Genomic DNA, 22,476 nt, shown 5'->3' on the forward strand with positions numbered 1-22,476 from the left:
GCGATGCGAGAGGGAGGAGACGTTATGACGAGCCTTGAAGAAATCAGCCATCGGCACGATGACACCGTCAAAACGGAAGCAAACCGCATTCCGGCCGGCTCGCCCATCCTTGAACTTAAAGGGCTGCAGAAACGCTACGGCTTCGTCGAGGCGCTGAAGCCCGCGACCGTCACGTTTCTGGCCGGCGAAATTCATGCCATCGTCGGCGAAAACGGTGCCGGCAAATCGACGCTCATCAAGCTCCTGACCGGAGTGATCACGAGAACGTCTGGCGAAATCTTCTGGTGCGGCCATCCCGTCGCGCTCGCAACGCCCAATGAGGCGATCGCCCGCGGCATCAATGCCGTGCATCAGGAAGTGGTGCTTTGCCCGCACTTGACGGTCGCGGCCAATCTGTTCCTGGGCGATGAAGTCAATCGCTTCGGCCTCATGCGCAAGAAGCAGATGGTGGCCATGGCGCAGACCGTGCTCGACGATCTCGGCTTCGGATTGCCGGCCGGCGAACTCTTGAGCTCGCTCACGATCGGCCAGCAGCAGCTGGTCGCGACCGCAAGGGCTGCGATGCGCGGCACGCAGTTCCTGATTTTCGACGAGCCGACCGCCTATCTCACCCGCCAGGAATCGGCGCAATTGTTCAAGCTGATCCGCCGCTTGCAGGGCGAGGGCGTGACGATCGTCTATATCAGCCATCGCATGGAAGAGGTGTTCGAGCTGGCCGATCGCGTTTCCGTCCTGCGCGACGGCACGCATGTCGGCACCCGCACGATTGCCGAAACCAACGACGACGAATTGATCAAGCTGATGATCAATCGTTCCATCGAGCAGATCTACCACAAGGAAGACATCCCGATCGGCGAAACCATCCTGGAAACGCGGGGTCTTTCCGGTCCGGGTTTCGAGGATGTCTCGCTGACTGTCCGCGCCGGCGAGATCGTCGGGCTCTACGGGCTGATCGGTGCCGGGCGCAGCGAGTTTGCCCTCGGGCTCTATGGCCGCCAGCCCGTCTCGGCGGGGGAAATCCATTGGCAGGGGCGCAAAGTCAATATCCGCAGCGAACGCGACGCAATGGAACTCGGTATCGCTCTTGCGCCGGAAAGCCGCCGCGATCAGGGGCTCTGCCTCAACCTGCCGATTGGCCTCAATATCAATCTGCCGGTGTTTAGGCGGTTGAGCCACGGGCCGATCATCAACAACAAGAGCGAAGCTGCGAACGCCGACAAGCAGATCCGCGATCTCAGCATCAAGACACCGAGCAGGCGGGTTCTGGTCTCCGCCATGTCGGGCGGCAACCAGCAGAAGGTCGTCATCGGCAAATGGCTAAGCTACGGCGCCAAGCTGTTTATCTTCGACGAGCCCACGGTCGGCGTCGATGTCGGGACCAAGGCGGAGATCTACCGGCTGTTCGCCAAGCTGCTTCGCGATGGCGCGGGTATCATCGTCATCTCATCCTATCTGCCGGAGGTCTACGAGCTCGCCGATCGCCTGCACGTCTTCCGCCACGGCCAGCTGGTCGCCAGCCATGATTTCCATGCGGCAACGCATGAGGAAGTCCTCGGCGAGGCGATCGGCGTCTGAACAACAAGCAAGTCGAAAGAGGGAGAACAACAAAATGGCCGCGAATACGACAGAAGGCCCCACGGTTGCGCCGCGGCGCAAGATGAACATCCTCTTCAGCCTGACGCTGATCCTGCTCCTGCTGGCGCTCTGGGTTCTCCTGGGCTTCTGGACAGACAAGTTCTGGACGCCGCTCAACATCACCAACCTGGCGCGTCAGGGGTCGATGACGGCCATTCTTGCCCTGGGGCAGACCTTCGTCATTATCACTGCGGGCATCGACCTATCCGTCGGCGCGATCGTCGGCTTTTGCACCGTCATCATCGCCTGGCTGCTGCAGGCCGGGTTTCCGGTCTGGGCCGCCATCCTCATTACCCTGCTGTTCGGGGTCCTGATCGGGGCATTCCACGGCTTCGGTATCGTGCGGATGGGCTTGCCGCCATTCATCATCACGCTGGCGACACTGACGTCGCTGCGCGGCATCGGCCTGCTCATTACCAACGGTGCGACCATCAATATCGTCAATGACGATTTCACCAATTTCGCCGTTTCGGACTTCCTGGGGATTCCCAGTCTATTCTGGATGGTGATCCTGGTGGCGATTCCAGCCGTGATTTTCCTGCATCTGAGCCGCTGGGGCCGCTACCTTTTCGCCGTCGGCTCCAATCGCGAAGCAGCCCGGCTTTCCGGTGTCAACGTCAACGGCATGATCTACCTCGCCTATATCCTGTCGGGTACCTGCGCCGCCTTCGTCGGCGTTCTGCTTGCCTCGCGCATCGCGATCGGCAATGCCACCCAGGCCGATGGCTGGGAACTGCAGGCGATCGCTTCGTCGGTCATCGGCGGAACCAGCCTGTTCGGCGCGGTCGGCTCCGTCTATGGCCCGCTGATCGGCGCCTTCATCCTGGCGACCATCAACAACGGCGCCAACCTCCTGAACCTGAATTCCTTCTGGCAGCGCATCATCACCGGTGCCCTGATCATCGTTATCGTCTATTTCGATCAGTTACGCCGCCGGCGACTTTAATTTGTTGCCGCCGGTCCGGAGGCTAGAGCCGGATGATTTTAGGTCTGTTCGACCTAAAATCTGAATCCGCTCTAGAATCAAAGAAGGAGAGCGTGATGTCGTCCGAAAACCGCCTACACTTTTCAGCATCACATCTAGGCCGCTATCAGGCTGGCGAGGGGCGGACCCTTCGCCAGCTGAAGTTCCTCAACAGATTGCGCAGGGGCTTTTCGACCAGCTCGTAGGCACATATGCCGAGCACGGTGCCCGCAATAGCGCCCACGAAAGCGACCACATCGGAAGGGATCGGTGTCGATGTCGCGAGCTTTACCACGACAGAGATTGCCAGCGTATGCCACAGATAGATGGAGTAGGAGCCGTTGCCGAGATAGGTGAGCGGCGCAATCTGCGGCAGCCTGCCGCCGCGCTCGACCGAAACCATGCCAAGTACCAGCGCCACGGCAAGCGGACCGCAGGTTATCTCGTTGAATTCGAGGCTGAGAATTTCAATGGCTGCAAAACCGCCAATCGCGGCGACCATGAGCGCAAGGCCGAGGCGGAATCCGGGGATATTTCCCTTCAGCCAGAGCTGTCCGAGAACCGCACCGGCTACGAATTCGAGAATGATCGGCCTCGTATAGGTAACGAGCAACGGTGATTGCGGGTGGATGACCGCGCCGACGATGACGAAGGCGAGAAAGACGCCGATCAGGCTGCCGAGACGCAGGCGCCGCGGCAGGAACAGGCAGGCCGCGAAGATGACATAAAAGAACATCTCGAAGTTCAAGGTCCATCCCTGAACCAGGACCGGCCAGATCTCGTTGCTATCGTTTGGCGAGCGGACCGGAATGAACAGCAGCGAGCCGAGAATATGGCTTGCCGTCAGCTTCAGGTTCGGAAACAGGCCGACGGCTGCCCCGCCGATCATGATGGCCGTGACGATCCAGTAGGACGGCGCGATGCGCTGCAGGCGATCCAGCACGAAGCGCAGTGGCGTGACCGGACGGCGTTCGCTCATGGTCCACATGATGAAGCCGCTGATGACGAAGAAGACGTCGACGCCGGCGGCTCCGATGCGAAAATGGCCGCCGCTGCGCTCGGCGGCGTGAAAGAACACCACGGCGAGCGCGGCAAAGGCACGGAGATACTGGATACCGTAGAGTGTCTTCATGGGCCCGTGCGCGGCTCCCAGTTTACAGGCGTCGCGAACTGCATCGGGTCATCACTGGCAGGCAGTGGTGCGTTTACACGCGCTCGCATGGAGAGCTTCCCTGCCGTGAAATAGAACAGGAAGGAGCCGACATGGTACGGATTGAGAATATCGATCTCCACGAAAGAGCGGATCAGCAACAGGGTAGCGACACCCAGGAGGATGTAGGATTCATCGTTTCTGATATCGCTGAGGAAGCGGCTGATATGGCCGATGAAGGCGGTCAGCAGGATCGAGGCGAGCAGGAACACGCCGATGAGCCCAGTTTCCACCGCGGTTTCGATATAGGTATTGTGGAAATGGAAGCCTGCGCGTGAGGCGATGAAAAACTCATCCCAAAGCCGCTCGGGCTCGGAGAAGCCCTGGACCCAATAGGCCTGATAGCCCACCCCGAAGAAGAGGTTCTGCTGTGCGGCGGCGATGCCCTGCTGCCAAAGATAGGTGCGTCCTGTGAGCGTGGAATCCTTGCCGAAGGCGCCGAGTACAAGGTCGACCGCGCCGAGATAGACGCCGGCGACTGCGAGGACGACGCCGGAGATGGCCACGGTCACAAACAGCCTTTTGCGTTGCTTGGGCGACAGGAACAGGATGGCGCGCAGGCTCATGCACAAGGCCACGACCAGCCCGGTCGTCAGCACCGAAGTCGCCGATTGCGAGGCAAGCAGGCAATAGGCGGATAGTAGGCCGGCAATTCCCGCGCCCAGCAGCCAGATTCGCCGTTCGCCAAGAACGAAGACGGCGGTAAAGGCGAAATAGATGCCGATCGAGGCATAAAAGCCGAGCTGGTTCTTGGAGTCGAAGGCGCCGACGAAGCTGTAGGTTCCGTCGATCGGATCATAAGCGTAATAGCCGAACAGGATCGAATAGATGAGCACGATGCCGGTGCCGGCGATCGCGCCGCGCGCCAGCGTGCGGATATCGAGCGTGCGCATGGCGACCAGGGCGCAGAAGATATGCGTCATATACTGGATCGCCGCGCGCGCCGTCACGGAGGGCACGACCGACCAGAAGATCGACAGGCAGGTGAAGATGCCGAAGGCGAAAAGCCAGAGCTGCCTCTGGTAGCTGCCGAGCACGTTGCGATAGTCGATCATGACCAGCGGGAACCAGAGCAGGTAATAGAGCAGGATCGAAGGCTGGCCGAAACGCGAGGAGTAGGCGAAGACGAAGAAGGACAGAGCAATCGCCACCGTGCCATAGGTGACGTTGCTGCCTGGACGGACGAAGATCGATTTGGCTATCCGCATCGATTTCCCTTATCGCATGGCAAGACCGGTGCTGACCTTGATGAGGTCACCGGGCAATACCTGCGTATTTTCCTGGGCCTGGATTTCCTTCGACTGCCCGTTCTCGTCGCGAATGATCGTGTAGGTGATGCTCACACTCTGGCCGCTGGGATCGAGGTTGCTTGCATCCGAGGATTGGGCAAGCGCTTCCTGCATCAGCGACTGGCTGGTCGAGAGCTTCAGCTGCAGGGTTTCCAGCTGTGTATCGGTATCCTGCATATCTTTCGCCAGCGAGCTCTGCCAGTCGTTATGCACCGTATTCTCGTCCTGGGTGGCCTTGTTGATGTCCTGCTTGGCTTTCAGCGACGCCGTTTCCGTATCGAGAAGGGTGGCCTCCAGATCGGATGCGCGCTGTTCCGCGGAGATCCGGCGGGAGGCAAGTTCAAGCCCCCGTTCGGCCAGGCTTTCGACCTTGTCGCGGTCGGCCTTTGCCAATTCCAGCTGACGGCTCTGCGTATCGTTCTTTTTCGAAAGCGCTTCGACCTCGTTCTGCAGAAGGGTTTTCAGATCTTCCAGGGTCTGCAGCTGGTTCCTCATGCGCTCGCTGCGGGTCTGCATCAGCGCCCGCTCGCTTGCAAGCACACTTTCCGCTTGCGGCGTTTGCTTGAGTTCCGGAGGAACCTCGATTTCGTCCTTGCCAGCCAATTCGGCCAGCAGGCGCGCCTTGCGCATCAGAAGGCGGCCGCGCTCGGCCATGTAGACGACGGCGTCGCCCTTTGCATTGATGAAATCCCGTGCGAAACGCTGCCCGGCATCGGCGCGACGCATGCCGCCGCCAAGGCTGACGGCCTTGAGTACGGTGAGATTGGGCGCAAAGGGATATTCGCCAGGATTCTGCACCTCGCCTGAAAGATAGATCGGGCGGAACTGGGAGAGTTCGACGGAGGCCGAGGGGCGATCACGCAGGCCGAACTGCTTCTGCAATCCGAGGCCGATGGCTTCGGCGATCTGATCCGTGGTCTTGCCCATCGCAGGCATGTCGCCGATGAAAGGAACGGAGATCGAACCCGAGGGGCCAACTGTGTAGTCGCCTGAAATCGAGGACCAGTCGCGAACGGCGCCTTCTGCGGTCTGCCATTCGGCAACGCGCACATGCAGCTTGTCCATGACGCCCAGATGATATCCGGGGAGATTGTCGGCTGAAGCCGAAACTGACGCTGCGCAAAGGCTGAGCGCGACGAAAGCTGCGCATCGAAGAGATGTATTCACGCGAACAAGCCTCTTGAAAGGCCGAAATTCAATCATGCAGGATCTTCCCTGTTAGTGGTTGGCAGCCCGCCGAGCGCGGGAAAAACCGCAGGAAACGCCCCGCGGTATCTGCCGGTCATCATCAATAGCTGCCGCGCGAGAGGCAGACCGCAGGAATGGTTTTGGCGATGATCATCATGTCGCTGCTGAGCGACCAGTTCTTCACATAATGCGTGTCGAAGGCGACACGGCTGGCATAGGAGACGTCGTTGCGGCCGCTGACCTGCCATAGACCGGTCAGGCCGGGGCGGGACTGCAGATAATAGATCGCGGCGGTCTCATAGAGCTCGAGCTCGTCCTCCACGACCGGCCGCGGGCCGACGATGCTCATTTCGCCGCGGATGATGTTGATCAACTGCGGCAGTTCGTCGAGGCTGAGCTTGCGCAGCACTGCGCCGACGACGGTGACGCGCGGGTCGTCCTGCAGCTTGCGCGTTGCACGCCACTCTTCCATCGCCTTCGGATTGGCTTGCAGATGGGCCTGCAGAACCTTGTCGCCGTTGACGACCATGGTGCGGAACTTCAGGCAGCGGAAGCTCTTGCCATTATGGCCGATGCGGCGATGGCCGTAGAAGGCAGGCCCCTGATCTGTAAGTTTCACCAGCAGCATCAGCATCAGGAAGAGCGGGCTGATGAGAACTAGAGCGGTCATTGCGGCGGAGACGTCGAAAATGCGTTTCAGTACTCCACCAGTTGGCGGAAAGACGTCGCTTCCCGCGGCGCTGAAAAAAGCCGATGTGGCCGATCTCGTCGCAGACTTCATAGAGAAAACTCCATTCATGTTGACGATTGGTCGGAAATTCTCGGACGCGTAATTAGTGCCGGGACGAACGGAGTGTAGGTTGGGAATTGGACTTTTTAAGCCAAATTTTTGTAGCGATATGGCATAGCGGTATATATTTACCGCATTGATGGTGACTTGGTATAAATCAGTGATCGGGAATGGATGGGTTGTACTGTATCAAACCTCGTATAATGGCAGGGTTGATAGCTCTGCCCCCTCTTAGTCGACAGTTTCTAAGGATATTATAGGCGGTGTACAGTAAGTTGTTCATTATCATTGGTTTCAAAAGCTTCTGATCGCTCTTCCTTCAGCTACATGCTATCTTGGTGCCATCCTGACTTCTTCACAGGATATATTGCAGTGCAGCAATATTTTGCGGTGCACATACTGATGGCGGCTTTTCCAGGACTTTGTAATAAAAGTTGATTGAATTGATGAGGAAGCCAGAGGTCCGTCGCTGGCCGAACATGTAGCGATAGTTGTATGTTGTCATCATGTATCCGTATAATTGCAAAGAGAAAGATGAACAAATTCAATTGTAATTATAATCGAGGCGTAGTTTTAACGGGCGCGGCATTAGGATCGTCTCAAATCGCAACGGATTACTGTGACTTGGTTGAATCTCAATGAATCATAAAATATATTTGACTTTCAGGTCTGATAAGGGAGGAAAGACCTTGATCGCTTTTTACATGACAGCTCAGCGGGCGAGGTAAGATTATGTACGCGCCGCGCGTTTTTATCAGTATGTTGGGCACGCTGATCGTATTTGCTGTCGCAACATACTTTTTGACCGATTCTCTTTGGACCACATTCATCGAGACGATCATCTGTGCCGTCCTCCTGCAGACCGGTTATTTTCTGGGCGTGCTCTATCTCGTCTGGAAGGAGCGCAAGTCGCGCCATGCACTCCTGAGCGAAGACAGCGTGCTGACGTCGGGCCAGGAGGATACGAAGATCGGCGGTCTCTCAACATCCAATTTCAAGCGCTCCGAGCCCTTCAACCCTTAAGCCGGCCTCAAGTCGGATTGTCAGGCAGATCTTTTGCCGGTCGGGCGGTTGCCGGATCGGAGCCATGTCCTAAGTCTCCGGCAGAACCATTGGAGACTAACGTGACCGACAGTGCAGAAAAAGGCGTCTGCGTCATCATCGCGGCAAAAAATGCCAGTGACACCATCGGGCTGGCTGTTGCCTCGGCTCTTCGGGAGCCGGAAGTGGCGGAAGTCGTCGTCATAGACGATGGTTCGAGGGATGGAACCGCCGCAGCCGCCGCCAGCGCCGACGATGGCAGCGGCAGGCTAACGATCCGGGAGTTCGAGAAGAACCGCGGTCCCGCCGCAGCGCGCAATCACGCGATCGAGATATCCAAGGCCCCGTTGATCGGCATCCTCGATGCCGATGATTTCTTCTTCCCGGGTCGTTTCGCCGCGTTGCTTGCCGCCGACGATTGGGATTTCGTCGCCGATAATATCGCTTTTGTCAGCGCCGATACGGTTCCGGATGCCCATGCACGGCTCGATCACTTCGATGCGAGGCCGCGCTTTCTCGATCTCGTTGCCTTCGTCGAGGGCAATATTTCCAAGCGGGGCGTGCGCCGTGGCGAGATCGGTTTTCTCAAGCCTTTGATGCGGCGGTCTTTTCTGGATGCCCATGGCCTGCGCTATAACGAAACGTTGCGCCTCGGCGAGGACTACGATCTCTATGTGCGTGCGCTGGCCAAAGCCGCGCGCTACAAGATTATCCATAGCTGCGGTTATGGCGCGGTCGTGCGCAGCGATTCCCTGAGCGGCCGGCACAGGACCGAGGATCTACGGCGGCTCTATGAGGCCGACCGGGCCATCCTTGCAAAGGGCGGACTTTCTTCGGCGGACGCAGCCGTGATCCGCCGCCACGAGCAGCATATTCGCGACCGCTACGAGCTGCGGCATTTTCTCGATATCAAGTCGCAGTCCGGCCTGCTCTCGGCTGCGGCCTATGCGCTGTCGCATCCCTTCGCCGCTCCGGCGATCGCCGGCGGCGTCCTGGCGGACAAGACGGAGCGCTTCCGCAAGCGCGGCGGTGCGCCCATCGCCCATTCCGGCGCGAACGGCCTGCGCTATCTTCTGCAGGCCGCTCCAAAATAGGGATCTCTCGGAAACTTAGGTTCCGCGTTACACGGAATCGCCAAACCGCTCTAATTCTTGGTCGTCTCGCAATTCCGGACGGAAAACCGCTCAGTACTTTTCCTGGAATTGCTTCAGAGATAATCGCGCCGCACGCCTTCGATTACGCCCAGAAGGCGTTCCTTGCAGGCCGCGAGCGTGCTGTCTTTGCTCAGCTGCGGCTTTGCCTTGCTGGCCTGCCACAGAGCCAGAGCCGAAGGCACGGCAAGCGCCTGCTTTGCCATGACCCGGAACGTGGTCTGCTCGGGATCGGCAAGCATGACATTTTCCCCGTAGCGCTGCTTTTCGAGTTCGGCGGCAGCTTCCTTGCTGCGTTCGAAGCCAACGCCCCAGAACTTGGCACCCTTGGCGATCGCTTCGGCGCGGGTGGAAACCGGGATGTGTTTCGGCGCGTAAGTCACGCCGAGTGAACGCGCCCAGTCGTTCCATTTGAAGCTGTTGATGGAACGCGAGGAGCTGACCGCGATCCACGGAACGCGGAAGGCATCGGCAAGGATCGCGCCATGCATCGATTCCGCCACGATCAGTTCGGAGGCTGCGATTTCTCGGATTACGGCCTTCGCCTCGCCACGGGGATCGAGATAGGAAAGGCCGACGGTCTTGCAGATCTCGGGCCAGAGGCCGGCGGCAGCCGATTCCCAATGCGGTATGAAGGTGCGCCTGCCATTCTTGGAAATGTTCTGGAATTCCGGCATTTCCGTCACCAGCACGGCAGGATCGACGATACCCATTTCGACCGGTAAGCCGACCTTCTCAGCCGTCAGGGGGCCGCGAACGCTTCGGACATCCCATTGCGACCTGTCGCGCATGTCGGGAAGGGAACCGTAGCCGAAGCCGCTGCCGATGACGAGCTTGTGTCCCTCGGCTGGCAGGATTTCCGTGTTGAGGACCGTTCCGACGCCGACCAGCATCGTTTCGTCATGAACGTTGCGAAGGCCGGGAAGCAGGAAGTCCCAGAGCCAGAGATTGAGATCATCACCGAAATTGCCATGGGTGGATTCCCAGTGGAACGGCTTCATGCAGGACTCCTTGCTGATCCAAATGATAACGGGGCACGCCGGTGGCTCTTGGATGCGGCATGCACAGCTTATGCTGCGGTGCAAAATCTAGGGCGCAAGCTTGCCGACGGCAAGCTGCATCGCACTTTGCAAAATCGCGGGATCGCGCAAGGCCCATTTTGCCAGCAATCCGAATTGCGGCAGGCGCCGTTGCTTTAGCTGCCGCGCCTGGCTCCAAAGTGCCTGGCGACGGGCGCGGTTTTTATAGAGGCGGATGGCGGCGACATCCTGAGGCCGGCGCGAGAATCTCTGTTCCAGCGTGTCGAGCGCCGTCCAGGTGTTGAACTGCTGACGCAGGAATTGCGGAGAATCGTTGTCGATACTGTGAAAGATGTTCACGCCCTCGCCACGCAGCGCGCCGGCGTTTTCGCATAACAGCACACGCTTGGCCGCCAGGATGCAGTCGCAGAAATAGAGGACATCCTCCGCGGCCAGCCGTAATGTCGGTTCAAAGCGCACCTTTTCGAAGAGAGATCTGCCGATCACCATGCAGGACATGTGCAGGAAGCTCCAGTCCTGCAGCATGACGCTGGCGACATTGGGGATCTCGACGACGGCCGGGTTGTCCGACAGCCGTACGATGTCGGCTGATTTCGCGAGTTCCGCGATGCTGAAGTGATAGTAGAACTCCTCACCTCCCTCGATGGAGTCCCAAAAGCAATCGGCGTCGTAACGTGTCAGCGTCTCGAATGCATTGCTCAGATGCTCGGGCGCCCATTCGTCGTCGGAATCGAGAAATGCGACAAAGCGGCTGGCGGCCGGCACATTGTCGAGACCGGTGTTGCGCGCCCCACCCGGTCCGGCATTGGTCTGGCGAATGACGCGGATGCGCGCGCGCTCATCGGCGCTCAGCGATTGCAGCTCTTTTTCCGCCGGAAGCGGCGATGCGTCATCGATGATGAGAATATCGAAATCCTGAAACGTCTGCCGGGATATCGATCTCAAGGCGCGCTGCAGAACGCCCGGTTGCTTCTGGTAGAACGGAATCACAATCGTGAGAGACGCCATTTTCCCGCCTTTACGGTTTCAATCCAAGAATTTGCGGCCTCATCCCCGGGGACGTAACCATCGGCTTCGCGGTCGCATCCATCGCCAATCTTCGGCTGTTTGCCCTATGTTGGATGCTGCCGCGACGCCAACAGGTAGCGTCCATTCGGTAGGGAGCAATGTCAAAGGCGGAGATTTCTCAAACTTTATCCCTGCCAGATGCGCGATGCGAACTGCCTCTCCGGTGATCTATTGTGACACATCGGTTCTCACGATTGGGCGGCATTGCACCCATGGGAGGAGCGGTGCGGATCGATATTCCCATATCGATTGCAATAGTGTCGTATTTTGGTCATGCTTCGCACCCTGAAGTCTGCTGCGCTGCAAAAAATCTTCACCCTCCGGTAAAAATCTAGCCACGCTGAAAACCTTTCGTGAAGTCGGCATGAAAAAATGGCCTGTTTCCCTTAAGCTCTTTTCCCCGCACGATTTTTCTCCCGCACAAAGCAATTGTTTCAGCTTTCGAGCGGTACGGAAGGACTGCTCGGACGCGGTGTGAAATAGCAATTTTCGGCCATTTTTGCTGCGCCGCCATATTCCCTTTCCTAAGATTGCCCTAGGTTACGTTTGCGAGCTCTGCTCTGCTCTGAACGCAATAGCTGCACGGGGGGATGCGGCACGAAGAAAGGGTGACAGACATCGTGAATGTGACTGCCAACGTGTCTTCGCGGATAAACCTCATGCGTATCGTCCTCATCTCGGGCATCATCTTTGTCCATATACCGTTCGATACGCGTACCAGCCCGTTCAACGGCGCATATGGACTTTTCGACTGGCTTCGGGTGTTCCTTCGTGACAGCCTGTTTCGCGTCGGCGTACCCTGCCTGAGCGCGATTTCCGGTTACCTGTTGTTTCGTCAGGGGACGACATCGCTGAACTATGGAAAGATTATTCGTCGAAAGACAAAGACAGTTATTCTGCCGTTCATCCTGTGGAACAGTGCGTTCTTTGCCTCCGTCCTGGTCCTCCAGTATTACGGAGTTAGCGATGGATATCTGCCTGATCTCTCGGAATCTACTCCGCATACGCTATCGACTCTTCTGTTCGCGATCGACGGAGCGCCGATCAATCTGCCGCTTTACTTCCTGCGCGATCTTTTCGTCTGCATCCTGCTGTCGCCAATTCTTGCGCTTCTCATCAGCCGTGCGCCATTGCTGACACTGGTTTTCCTGCTTCTACTCGCGGCCTGGCCGGTATCGATCGGCATCGTGCTGCGGAACTCGATCCTCTTCAGCTTCAGCTTCGGGATTTATCTCAGCCTCTACCGCGTCGACGTGACGGTCATGGATCGCTATGTCGCGCTGATCGGCCCTGGCTTTATTGCGCTTGCAGCGCTTTTGGCAACCGCCGCCTTTATGGTAGGACCCGGCTTGCCCTTGTGGCTCGAGGTTTGCCGCAATCTGATGGTGATCGTCGGCATTCCAGGGTTCTGGGCGCTATCGTCGATCTTCATCCGCAGCCGCATCGGGCAGAGACTGGCGGAAACTGGCAGCCTCAGCTTCTGGATCTTCTGTGCCCATTATCCGCTGCTTTTCTGTCTCTGGGTTCTTTGGAAGCGTGGCGGCAGCGAACTCTATCCGATTTTCTATCTTGTGGCGGCGGCGCTTGCCTTGCTGCTGCTGCCCCTGACGAACGGCGTGGCGCGTTCCGCCCTGCCAAGTCTCTACAACCTGCTGACCGGCAGCCGGACGCGCCCGCTGGCCGAAGCCCGTGCCGGCCAGATCCGCGCCGCCGAAGATCGGCGTGCGCGTTCCGAGCAAAGGTGATGCCATGACGACATCGAAGAGCTACATGCAAAGACTTGGTCTTGTCTCAATCGCCCTTATGGAGGCCTGCTTCCTGCCCCAGGCTGCGTCCGCGCAGGATGATCAGCCAACGGCGGGATCCTTCGTCGACAATTTCGAGCGGCTGGACACCAGTCGCTGGTACATCTCGGACGGCTGGAACAATGGGCCGTTTCAGAATTGCACCTGGTCGCGCAAGCAGGTGACTATCACGGACGGAATGCTGCAACTGCAGTTCATCCAGTCCAAGACCGGTCAGCGAAACTACGCCTGCGGTGAGATTCAGACCACCAAGCGCTATGGATACGGCACCTACGAGGCGCGTTATCGTACCGCCACTGGGTCTGGCCTCAACTCCGCCTTCTTCACCTATATCGGCCCGACCGACAAAAAGCCGCATGACGAGATCGATTTCGAAGTGCTCGGCAAGAATCCCGGTCAAGTCCAGGTCAACCAATATATCTCGGCCAAGGGCGGCAACGAGAAACTGGTACCGGTTGCCGGCGGTGCCGATCAGGGTTTCAACGATTATGCCTTCGTCTGGGAAAAGGATCGCCTGCGTTACTATGTGAACGGCAAGCTGGTTCAGGAGGTCACCGATCCTTCGAAGATCCCGACCAATGCCCAGAAGATTTTCTTCAGCCTGTGGGGCACGGATACGCTGGGCGCCTGGATGGGCAAGTTTGCCTATGCCGGCCAGCCGGCAGCCATGCAGATCAAGCGCGTTGCCTTTACCGCAGCGGGCGAGAAGTGCCTCTTCCCGGAATCGATCACTTGCAAGATCGACTGAACCTGACCGGTCGCGCAGTGCCTTGCGCGGTCGGTTGCGATGCCAGGATGCAACACCAACCACACCAGGCGCCCGGTCTCGGCCGGGCGCAAAAGCGGAAACTTTGATGCTGCATATTCTTTATTTCGTTCACGATCTTGCCGATCCGGCTGTGCGCAGGCGGGTGCTGATGCTGCAGGCCGGCGGGGCACTCGTGACGCTGGCGGGCTTCCGGCGCGACGACAACGCGCTTGCCGCCATCCACGGCGTCGAACCGATCGAGCTTGGCAAGACGCAGGACGCCCAGTTTGCGCAACGTGTCGCCGCGGTAGCCAGATCGGCGGCGAAACTGCGCAGCGCATTGCGCTTCGTTGCGAGGCCGGATGTCATCATCGGCCGCAATCTCGAGATGCTGACGCTGGCCAATCGCGCCAAATCCGTGTTCGGCGGCGATATGCCGATCGTCTATGAATGCCTCGATATTCATCGGTTGCTGCTGCGCAATGATGTGGTGGGCGGCGCGCTTCGCAGTGCCGAGCGCCACTTCGGTTCGCAGGCGGCATTGCTCATCACCAGTTCCCCCGCCTTCGTCGAGCGCTACTTCCGGCCGCGCTCCGGCCTGCATCTGCCGGTCATGCTGCTTGAAAACAAGGTGCTCACACTTGAACCCGTGGCAAGCGCCGTCGTGCCGATTGTCCGTCCGCCGGCTGCGGGCAAGCCGTGGAAGATCGGTTGGTTCGGCGCGCTTCGCTGCCGGAAGTCGCTGACCTTGCTCGATGAATTTTCCCGCCGGATGGAGGGGCGTTTCGAGGTCGTGCTGCGCGGCCGGCCCGCTTACTCGGAATTCGACGATTTCGATGGCTTCGTGCGCAAGGCGCCATTCATGCACTTTGCCGGCGCCTACAAGAACCCCGAGGACCTCCAGGCGATCTACAACGATGTCCAGTTTTCCTGGGCGATCGACTTCTTCGAAGAAGGTCTGAATTCGAGCTGGCTGCTGCCGAACCGGCTTTACGAAGGCGGCCTGTACGGTGCCGTGCCCATCGCCATGGAGGGCACCGAGACGGCACGGTTTCTGGCAAGCCGAAAGATCGGGCTCACGCTCGATGCGGCCGACGCTACGCGGCTGACGGCGCTCTTGGGCGAGATGGACGAGCAGCGCTACGTTGCCGCCTTCGATGCCGTGGCGTCGCAGGATCGCACGCAATGGATGATCGATCGCGCCGACTGTCATGGTCTGGTGCAGCGGCTGGCGTCGCTGACGCGTGCCAACGAGATCGCCGAATTGAAGGCCCTCCCACAACTGCATCGCAATAGAGGTGGATTGCAATGACGAACGGAAGTTCAGCGGACATGCGTTGCATAATCGTTATTCCCTGCCTCAACGAGGAAAAACACATCGAGCCGCTGATCGGCAAGCTCGGGCAGGCTCTGGACGAACTCGATGCCAGGATCGTGGTGGCCGATGGCGGCAGCACCGATCGCACGCGCGAAATCGTCAGGGAGATTGCCGCGAGGGATCCGCGCATCCTGCTGCTTGACAATCCCAAGCGGCTGCAGAGCGCTGCCATCAATCTCGCCATGGAAACCTTCGGCGAGGACTATGATTATTTCATCCGTATCGACGCTCATGGCGACTATCCGGACGATTACTGCCAGACGCTGGTTCAGGAAGCCGGCGCCACGGGCGCGGATTCCGTCGTCGTCGCGATGCGCACGATGGGCTTCAGTGCCTTCCAGAAGGCGACGGCCGTGGCGCAGAATTCCAAGCTCGGCAATGGCGGCTCGAAGCATCGCGAAGGCGCCAAGGGCCATTGGGCCGAGCATGGGCACCACGCGTTGATGCGTGTTGCGGCCTTTCGCGCCGTCGGCGGCTACGACGAGACCTTCAGCCACAACGAGGATGCCGAACTGGACTACCGGCTGCACAAGGCAGGGTTCCGGATCTGGCTCACGGACAAGACGGCCATGACCTATTATCCGCGCGCCAGCGTGCCGACGCTCTTCAAGCAATATCTCGGCTACGGCCGCGGCCGCGCGCGCAACATCCTCAAGCATCGCAGCATGCCGAGCCCGCGCCAGATGCTGCCGCTGGCGGTCGTGCCGATCTTCATCGGCGCCTTCCTGGCCGTGCTCAACTGGATTGCCGTTATTCCCGTCGGCCTATGGGCCGTGGCCTGCATCGCTTACGGCTTCTGGATCGCTCTCGGTCAGAAGAATCCTTATGGCCCGCTTGCCGCCATATCCGCCATGGTCATGCATTTCGCCTGGTCGATGGGGTTCTGGATGGAAGTCCTCAGCTTCCGCAATCGCAGGGTAGCGTCATGACACAAGTCCATCGGCGCCCGATAAAGATCGATATCGCGGTCTGCACCTACCGCCGGGCAGAGCTTGACCAGACGTTGCTGTCGCTCGCCGTGCTTGCCATTCCTGCCGGCGCGATTGTCCGCATCATCGTCGCCGACAATGATGTTACGCCGAGCGCGCGCGGTCGTGTCGATGCCATGCGTTCAGCCGTGCCCTTCGAGATCGTCTATGTCCATTGCCCGGCGTCCAACATCTCGATCGCACGCAATGCCTGCCTGGATCATGCGAGCGGCGATTTCCTCGCTTTCATCGATGACGACGAGACGGCATCGGAAGATTGGCTGGCGGAACTGCTCATCATGGCCGACACGACCGGCGCCGATGCCGTTCTCGGTCCCGTCCAGGCGGTCTATGCGAATGCCGCGCCCGCCTGGATGCAGCGCGGCGATTTCCATTCGACCTTGCCTGTCTGGGTCGCGGGAGAGATCCTCACCGGTTACACCTGCAATGTGTTGCTGCGCCGCGGCGCGCCTTCGCTTGCCGGCCGGCGTTTCAATATCGCGCTCGGCCGCAGCGGCGGTGAGGACACTGAATTTTTCATCCATATGCACAAGGCGGGCGGCAGGATCGCCTATGCCGAGGACGCGCTGATCTACGAACCCGTTCCCGACAAGCGCGCCACCGTTTCCTGGCTGTCGAAGCGCCGGTATCGCATGGGCCAGACACACGGACGCATGTTGCTGGAGGCTGCGAGCGGCTTCGGACGCTGGCGCGCGATTGCGCTCGCCGGCTCGAAATCCGCCTATTGCTTTGCCGCCGCCGCCCTGCTCGCCGCCTCTCCTGTCAAGCGGCATCGCTACGGCCTGCGCGGCATCATGCATGCCGGTGTCGTCAGCGGCCTCTTCGGGGTCCGCGAAATCGAGCAATATGGAAATCTGGAGAAGGCACCGCAATGACGGATTTCATCCCCGATGTCAGTTTCGTCATCGCTGCCTACAATGCCGCGGAAACCCTTGAGCGCGCCATCGACAGCGCGCTGGCGCAAGGTGCCGTCAGCATGGAAGTCATCGTCGTCGACGATTGCTCGACGGATGGAACGCGCGAAATCGCCGGCAACCATCCCGATCCGCGCGTTCGTCTCGTTGCCATGGCACGCAACGGCGGGCCGGGCGCTGCCCGCAACGCCGGCCTGGATGCAGCTCGCGGCCGCTGGGTGGCCGTGCTCGATTCCGATGACGCCCTGCGGCCGGATCGCATGGCACGCCTGATCGCTCGGGCGGAAAAAGCAGAGGCGCAGATCGCGGTCGACAATCTCGACGTCATTCGCGAGGACGCCGGAACGACCCTTCCCATGTTTCCGGAGGCGATGCTGGCGCGCATTCCGGTGCTGCCGCTGGCGACGTTCATCGCTTCGAACATGCTTTTCCGTTCGGAGCACAATTTCGGCTATATGAAGCCGGTCTTCGAGCGTGCCTTCATCGAGAAGCATCGCCTGCGCTTCGATGAAACCCTGCGGATCGGCGAGGACTATATTTTCCTTGCTTCCGCCCTTGCCCGGGGCGGGATCTGTGTCGTCGAGCCGATGATCGGCTACCTCTACTACATTCGCGACGGTTCGATCTCGCGTGTTCTTAAAAAGGAACATGTAGAGGCCATGCTTGCCGCCGATACAAGGTTCTTCGCCGAACATCCCTTCGGTGCGGCCGCCCTTGCCGCGCAGCGGCGGCGCACGCGCAATCTGAAGGATGTCATCGCATTCCTGAAACTGGTCGACAGCATCAAGGAGCGCGAACTGCAAACCATGCTGAAGATCGCCTGCCTCAATCCGCGCGCCGTGCGTCATCTCAGCATGCCGATTGCCGCCCGTTTTCGTCGGCTGGCTGCCTCTCTGCGGAGCGGCGGCCAGGCGGCGCCTACCTCCCAACTTACCTCGCCCCTGCCCAGTATGGGCACAGGCCCTCACTCTAACAAAGGATAGAGCCATGGACCCCAAGCATCGTGTGAGAAAAGCAGTCATTCCGGTTGCCGGCAACGGAACACGTTTCCTGCCCGCCACCAAGGCAATGCCGAAGGAAATGCTGACGATCGTCGATCGTCCGGTCGTGCAATATGCCGTCGATGAAGCCATCGAAGCCGGCATCGAGCACATCGTCTTCGTCACCAGCCGCAACAAGTCGGCGATCGAAGATCATTTCGACGACACGCCGGAGCTGATTTCCTCGCTGCAGCGTGCTGGCAAGAGCCATCAGGTTACCGAACTTGAACGCCTCCTGCCGCGTCCGGGTGCCGTCAGCTTCACCCGCCAGCAGGCTCCGCTCGGCCTCGGACACGCCGTCTGGTGCGCCCGCGACCTGATCGGCAACGAGCCCTTCGCGCTGCTTTTGCCCGACATGCTGTGCTACGGCATGCGCGGCTGCATGGCCGGCCTGATGGAACTCTATAACGAGGTTGGCGGCAACATCGTCGCCGTCGAGGAATGCGCTCCGGAAGAGACGTCGAAATACGGCATCATCGGCAAGGGCACGGCGGTGCGGCATGGCTTTGCCGTGACCAAAATGGTCGAGAAGCCGCATCCGTCCGAGGCGCCTTCAAACTTTTACCTCAATGGCCGTTATATTCTCCAGCCTGAGATTTTCGACATCCTGGCCCGTCAGGAGCGCGGCGCCGGCAATGAGATCCAGCTGACCGACGGCATGCTGCGCCTCTCCGAGACGCAGTCCTTCCATGCCCAAGTCTATAACGGACGCACATTCGACTGCGGGTCCAAGCACGGCTTCATCGAAGCGAACGTCGCCTTTGCGCTCGCTCGCGCCGATATCGGCGGCTTGGTCTATGACTCGATCCGCAACCTGGTCATCTCGCACGAAGCGCAGATGACCGCCGCTTAAGCCTGTTTACATCATGGCCTGCGGCCGAGAAGGCCGCAGGCTTGGCTTATTTTCATTCAGGCTTCTCCGACAAGGTGGTCGCCATGCATCAGAAGAACTTCACTTTCCACAGCGCTCTTCCGCAAGCGGAATCGCAGGATGGCTTCATCGATCTCGATCGGTTGATGGCTGTCATTGGCCGCCGCATCCGCACCATCATTTTTACTGTGGCCGCTTTCGTCATTCTGGCTGTCGCCTACCTGCTGACCGCCACCTCGAGCTACACCTCGATGACGCAGATATTGCTCGACGAGAACATGACGAAATATGCCGAGGATCAGCCGCCGGCGGCCAGCAGCCAGCAGGCGGACATGGAAATCGCGAGCGCGGTCGAAATCCTGAAATCGAATGAGATGGCGCTGCGTGTCGTCGATACGGCCGGTCTTGCCGACAATAATACGCTGCTCAATCCGCCGATGTCGCCAGCCGCGCTGCTCAAATCCGGCGTCAGCCTGATCGTCAGCGTCTTTACGCCGGCCCGTCCGCCGATGACGCCCGAACAGCAACGCGAGGCCCAGCGCCAGAAAGTCGCGGCTGTCCTGCAGGAGAGTCTTAAGGTCGAGCGCGTGACGCGAAGCTCGGTCGTCGCCGTCTCCTTCAGCTCGACCGACAAGCGGCTCGCCGCCAGCGTCACGAGCGCCTATGCGAACGCCTATCTGACCGATCAATTGAACGCCAATTTCGATGCGACCGAACGCGCATCCGTCTGGCTGCAGGAACGTCTGAACGACCTGCGCCAGCGCGCGCAGGAGGCTTCGCTCGAAGTCGAGAAATACAAGGCCGACAATGGCCTGACCTCGACCGGCGGCGAACTGATGTCGGAACAGCAGATCTCCGATTTAAACAAGCAGCTGATCATCGCCCAGGCCGACACGGCCAGCGCAGCCGCGCGTTATAATCAATATAAGTCGATCATCGACCAGGGTCCCGACAACGCCGTCAAGAATGCCACCATCTCGTCGAGTTCGACAGACAATTCGGTGTTGCAGGATCTAAAGACGCGCTACCTCGCTGTCGAAAAACGCGAGCAGGACGTCACGCAGAATTTCGGCGCCGACCATCCGCAGGCCGTTGCGCTTCACACCGAACGGAAGGACATCACGCGGCAGATCTACCAGGAACTTCAGCAGCTCACGGCCAGCTACAAGAACGAGTATGATGTAGCGCAATCGCGGGCGGCATCGCTGCGCGAAAGCATCGAAAATGTCGTCGGCAAGAATTCCGAAGCCAACAAGTCGCTAGTTCATCTGAACGAGCTGAACCAGAAGGCGACGGCGCTGAAAGGCCTTTATGAATCCTACCTTGGCCGTTTCGAGCAGGCGAGCCAGCAGCGATCCTTCCCGATCGCCAAGGCGCGCGTCATCTCGGTTGCCGGCGTGCCGACAGCGCCGTCGAGCCCGAAGAAGACGCTTGTGATGGCGCTTTCCGTAATCCTCGGCCTGATGGTTGGCTGCGGCGTGGCCGCATTCCAGGAGTTCCGTGATCGGTTCTTCCGCGTCGAAGCCGACGTGCGCTCCGCGCTTGGATTGAAGTTCCTTGGCTATCTGCCATTGCTCGGCCAACAGGTGAGCGGCAAGAAGAAGCGGCGCAAGGGGAATATCGGTCAGGAGCCTGCGGCCGCCGAGGAGACGGAACAGGGCGTTACCTTCGAGCGGATGATGCGCATCTCGGTCGAGGCGCCGCGCTCGATCTTCGCTGAGACGTTGAGGAACGCCAAGCTTGCCAGTGATGTCATGCTGCAAGGTCGAGCCGATCGCGTGATCGGCGTCGTCTCGGCGCTGCCGGGCGAAGGCAAGTCGACGACGGCTGCCAATTTCGCCGCACTGCTCGCCAGCAGCGGCAAGCGTACGCTGCTGATCGACGCCGACTTGCGCAATCCTGGCCTCAGCCGCACGCTGAAATCGCCGCCGCAAGCCGGGCTCATCGAAGCCGTGCTCGGCGAAGTTCCCTGGACGAATGCCGTGAAGGTCGATCCACGCACCAAGCTTGCCATCCTGCCGGTGGTGGTGCGCGATCAGCTGTTGCACACCAGCGAGTTGCTCTCGTCGCAGGGCATGCAGCAGCTTATGGAAAACGCGCGCAAGATGTTCGACTATATCGTCGTCGATCTGGCGCCGCTCGGTCCGATCATCGATGCGAAGGCCTTCGCACCGCAGGTCGATGCGTTCCTGCTCGTCACCGAGTGGGGGGCGACGCCAACCAATCTGGTCCGCGACGTTCTTGAGCAGGAGCCGCAGATCAACTCACGTATTCTCGGCGTCATCCTGAACAAGACCGACATGTCGGAACTGCCGCGCTACAGCGATTTCGGCGGAACGGAGCGCTATCGGCAGAAATATGTGAGCTACTACACGGAACCGCAACCGCGAGCCCAGGTGGATGCGTAATTCACTTATACCTTGCCGGCCTTGAGCCGTGCCCTTGCCAGGGCATGTTCGCGCCAGATCGTGAATATGCCTGCCGCCACGACGATGAGTGCGCCCAGGATCATGGGCGCGCTCAATTTTTCGCCGAATATGGCGACGCCGATAATGGCGGAGAAGACGAGCTGCAGATAGGTCAGCGGTTGGATCACCACGGCGTCGAGCAGGTCGTAGGCGCGAATGAGGAAATAGTGGCTCGACACGCCCGTCAGGCAGAGTATGCCCATGAAGATCCAGTCATGCGGTGCCAGCGTCGTCCAGAAGAATGGCCCGATGCAGCTCATCGCGACGGCCCCGACGACACCCGTATAGAAAAAGCTGGTCATGGCGCCGTCCTCGCGGCTGACATAGCGGGTGAGGACGACATAGAGCGAAAACAAAAGCGCGCCGAATAGCGGCACCAGGAAATGCGTGTCGAAGACGCCGCTTTCCGGCTTCAGGATCAAGAGGACGCCGACGAAGCCGAAGCAGATTGCCAGCCAGCGCCGCCAGCCGACCTTCTCGCCGAGGATCGGTATGGAGAGCAGGGCCACCATCAGCGGGCCGGATGAAAAGATTGCCTGAGAGTGAGCCAGTCCGACGATGACGAAGGATGAGATGGCGACGACGATCTGTGCCGCGAGCAGCAGGCCGCGGGCGATCTGCAGCACGGGCCGCTTGGTCCTGACGTTGCGTCGCAAGCCGCCCGGTGCGCGGGAAGCCATCGCAATGGCGAAAAGCATGAAAGCCCAATAGCGGATCATCGCCACCAGAAGCGGCGGATAGGCGCTGACGAGGTGCTTGGATATGCCGTCCTGTATGGCGAAGATGCTGATGGCCAACAGCGTGAAGACGTAACCGGCTCTATTGGATTTCATGATTTTCGAAGGAAGAAGATGTGCAGGCCCCGGAGGCGCCGGGACCCGGCGCCG

At 59.6% G+C, this 22,476-nt stretch carries 20 protein-coding genes; 12 read left to right on the forward strand and 8 right to left on the reverse strand.

What is annotated here, in order from left to right:
- Window positions 1-24 precede the first annotated feature (24 nt).
- The gene (locus HGP16_RS07755) at window positions 25-1,575 is read left to right on the forward strand and encodes a sugar ABC transporter ATP-binding protein (protein ID WP_168839430.1); all 1,551 of its coding nucleotides are present in this window, start codon (window positions 25-27) and stop codon (window positions 1,573-1,575) included.
- Between the two features lie 34 nt (window positions 1,576-1,609).
- Window positions 1,610-2,581, forward strand: coding sequence for an ABC transporter permease (locus HGP16_RS07760; RefSeq protein WP_168839431.1), 972 nt, complete (start codon window positions 1,610-1,612; stop codon window positions 2,579-2,581).
- Window positions 2,582-2,726: 145 nt separating this feature from the next.
- Here HGP16_RS07760 and HGP16_RS07765 read toward each other — a convergent pair whose 3' ends face one another.
- The 4 genes from HGP16_RS07765 to HGP16_RS07780 all read right to left on the reverse strand — a co-directional run bounded on the left by HGP16_RS07765 (window position 2,727) and on the right by HGP16_RS07780 (window position 7,067).
- Entirely contained in the window at window positions 2,727-3,731 is a 1,005-nt protein-coding gene (locus HGP16_RS07765) for an acyltransferase family protein (RefSeq protein ID WP_168839432.1), read from the reverse strand.
- The gene (locus HGP16_RS07770; RefSeq protein WP_168839433.1) at window positions 3,728-5,017 is read right to left on the reverse strand and encodes an O-antigen ligase family protein; all 1,290 of its coding nucleotides are present in this window, start codon (window positions 5,015-5,017) and stop codon (window positions 3,728-3,730) included. Before HGP16_RS07770 ends, HGP16_RS07765 begins: the two co-directional genes overlap by 4 nt.
- A 9-nt stretch (window positions 5,018-5,026) precedes the next feature.
- Entirely contained in the window at window positions 5,027-6,301 is a 1,275-nt protein-coding gene (locus HGP16_RS07775) for a polysaccharide biosynthesis/export family protein (protein WP_168839434.1), read from the reverse strand.
- Between the two features lie 85 nt (window positions 6,302-6,386).
- On the reverse strand, window positions 6,387-7,067 hold the full coding sequence (locus HGP16_RS07780; RefSeq protein WP_168839435.1) for a sugar transferase: 681 nt from the start codon (window positions 7,065-7,067) through the stop codon (window positions 6,387-6,389).
- A 741-nt stretch (window positions 7,068-7,808) separates the two neighbouring features.
- On the opposite strand from HGP16_RS07780, the gene HGP16_RS07785 reads away from it, so the two are divergent.
- Window positions 7,809-8,099: an exopolysaccharide production repressor protein gene (locus HGP16_RS07785; RefSeq protein ID WP_168839436.1), complete on the forward strand. Its 291-nt coding sequence runs from the start codon at window positions 7,809-7,811 to the stop codon at window positions 8,097-8,099.
- A gap of 101 nt (window positions 8,100-8,200) precedes the next feature.
- Window positions 8,201-9,211 carry a glycosyltransferase family 2 protein gene (locus HGP16_RS07790; RefSeq protein ID WP_168839437.1) on the forward strand — a complete coding sequence of 337 codons (1,011 nt, stop codon included), beginning with the start codon at window positions 8,201-8,203 and terminating at the stop codon, window positions 9,209-9,211.
- Between the two features lie 113 nt (window positions 9,212-9,324).
- Here HGP16_RS07790 and HGP16_RS07795 read toward each other — a convergent pair whose 3' ends face one another.
- From HGP16_RS07795 to HGP16_RS07805, 3 genes are all read right to left on the reverse strand, one after another.
- Complete coding sequence (locus HGP16_RS07795; protein ID WP_168839438.1) at window positions 9,325-10,269, reverse strand: polysaccharide pyruvyl transferase family protein; 945 nt, start codon at window positions 10,267-10,269, stop codon at window positions 9,325-9,327.
- Between the two features lie 87 nt (window positions 10,270-10,356).
- Entirely contained in the window at window positions 10,357-11,316 is a 960-nt protein-coding gene (locus tag HGP16_RS07800; protein ID WP_168839439.1) for a glycosyltransferase family 2 protein, read from the reverse strand.
- Window positions 11,317-11,707: 391 nt separating this feature from the next.
- Window positions 11,708-11,890 carry a hypothetical protein gene (locus HGP16_RS07805; RefSeq protein WP_168839440.1) on the reverse strand — a complete coding sequence of 61 codons (183 nt, stop codon included), beginning with the start codon at window positions 11,888-11,890 and terminating at the stop codon, window positions 11,708-11,710.
- 145 nt (window positions 11,891-12,035) lie between these two features.
- Here HGP16_RS07805 and HGP16_RS07810 point away from each other — a divergent pair, with 145 nt between their 5' ends.
- The 8 genes from HGP16_RS07810 (at window position 12,036) to HGP16_RS07845 (ending at window position 21,529) form a co-directional block, all read left to right on the forward strand.
- The gene (locus tag HGP16_RS07810) at window positions 12,036-13,121 is read left to right on the forward strand and encodes an acyltransferase (protein ID WP_205926374.1); all 1,086 of its coding nucleotides are present in this window, start codon (window positions 12,036-12,038) and stop codon (window positions 13,119-13,121) included.
- A gap of 4 nt (window positions 13,122-13,125) precedes the next feature.
- Window positions 13,126-13,929 (forward strand): family 16 glycosylhydrolase, encoded by an 804-nt coding sequence (locus HGP16_RS07815; protein ID WP_168839441.1) that lies wholly within the window; start codon window positions 13,126-13,128, stop codon window positions 13,927-13,929.
- A 106-nt stretch (window positions 13,930-14,035) separates the two neighbouring features.
- Window positions 14,036-15,241 carry a glycosyltransferase family 4 protein gene (locus tag HGP16_RS07820; protein WP_168839442.1) on the forward strand — a complete coding sequence of 402 codons (1,206 nt, stop codon included), beginning with the start codon at window positions 14,036-14,038 and terminating at the stop codon, window positions 15,239-15,241.
- Window positions 15,238-16,236 (forward strand): glycosyltransferase family 2 protein, encoded by a 999-nt coding sequence (locus HGP16_RS07825; protein ID WP_168839443.1) that lies wholly within the window; start codon window positions 15,238-15,240, stop codon window positions 16,234-16,236. The genes HGP16_RS07820 and HGP16_RS07825 overlap by 4 nt, the downstream gene beginning before the upstream one ends.
- Window positions 16,233-17,171 carry a glycosyltransferase family 2 protein gene (locus tag HGP16_RS07830; protein WP_168839444.1) on the forward strand — a complete coding sequence of 313 codons (939 nt, stop codon included), beginning with the start codon at window positions 16,233-16,235 and terminating at the stop codon, window positions 17,169-17,171. Before HGP16_RS07825 ends, HGP16_RS07830 begins: the two co-directional genes overlap by 4 nt.
- Complete coding sequence (locus HGP16_RS07835) at window positions 17,168-18,193, forward strand: glycosyltransferase family 2 protein (protein WP_168839445.1); 1,026 nt, start codon at window positions 17,168-17,170, stop codon at window positions 18,191-18,193. The genes HGP16_RS07830 and HGP16_RS07835 overlap by 4 nt, the downstream gene beginning before the upstream one ends.
- Window positions 18,194-18,197: 4 nt before the next feature.
- Complete coding sequence (gene galU, locus HGP16_RS07840; RefSeq protein ID WP_168839446.1) at window positions 18,198-19,103, forward strand: UTP--glucose-1-phosphate uridylyltransferase GalU; 906 nt, start codon at window positions 18,198-18,200, stop codon at window positions 19,101-19,103.
- An 83-nt stretch (window positions 19,104-19,186) separates the two neighbouring features.
- Window positions 19,187-21,529 carry a polysaccharide biosynthesis tyrosine autokinase gene (locus HGP16_RS07845; RefSeq protein ID WP_168839652.1) on the forward strand — a complete coding sequence of 781 codons (2,343 nt, stop codon included), beginning with the start codon at window positions 19,187-19,189 and terminating at the stop codon, window positions 21,527-21,529.
- A gap of 5 nt (window positions 21,530-21,534) precedes the next feature.
- Here the strand turns inward: HGP16_RS07845 and HGP16_RS07850 are convergent, their stop codons facing one another.
- Entirely contained in the window at window positions 21,535-22,422 is an 888-nt protein-coding gene (locus HGP16_RS07850; RefSeq protein WP_168839447.1) for a DMT family transporter, read from the reverse strand.
- Window positions 22,423-22,476: the final 54 nt, after the last annotated feature.

This window comes from Rhizobium sp. P40RR-XXII, from assembly GCF_012641405.1.
Classification (GTDB): Bacteria; Pseudomonadota; Alphaproteobacteria; order Rhizobiales; family Rhizobiaceae; genus Rhizobium.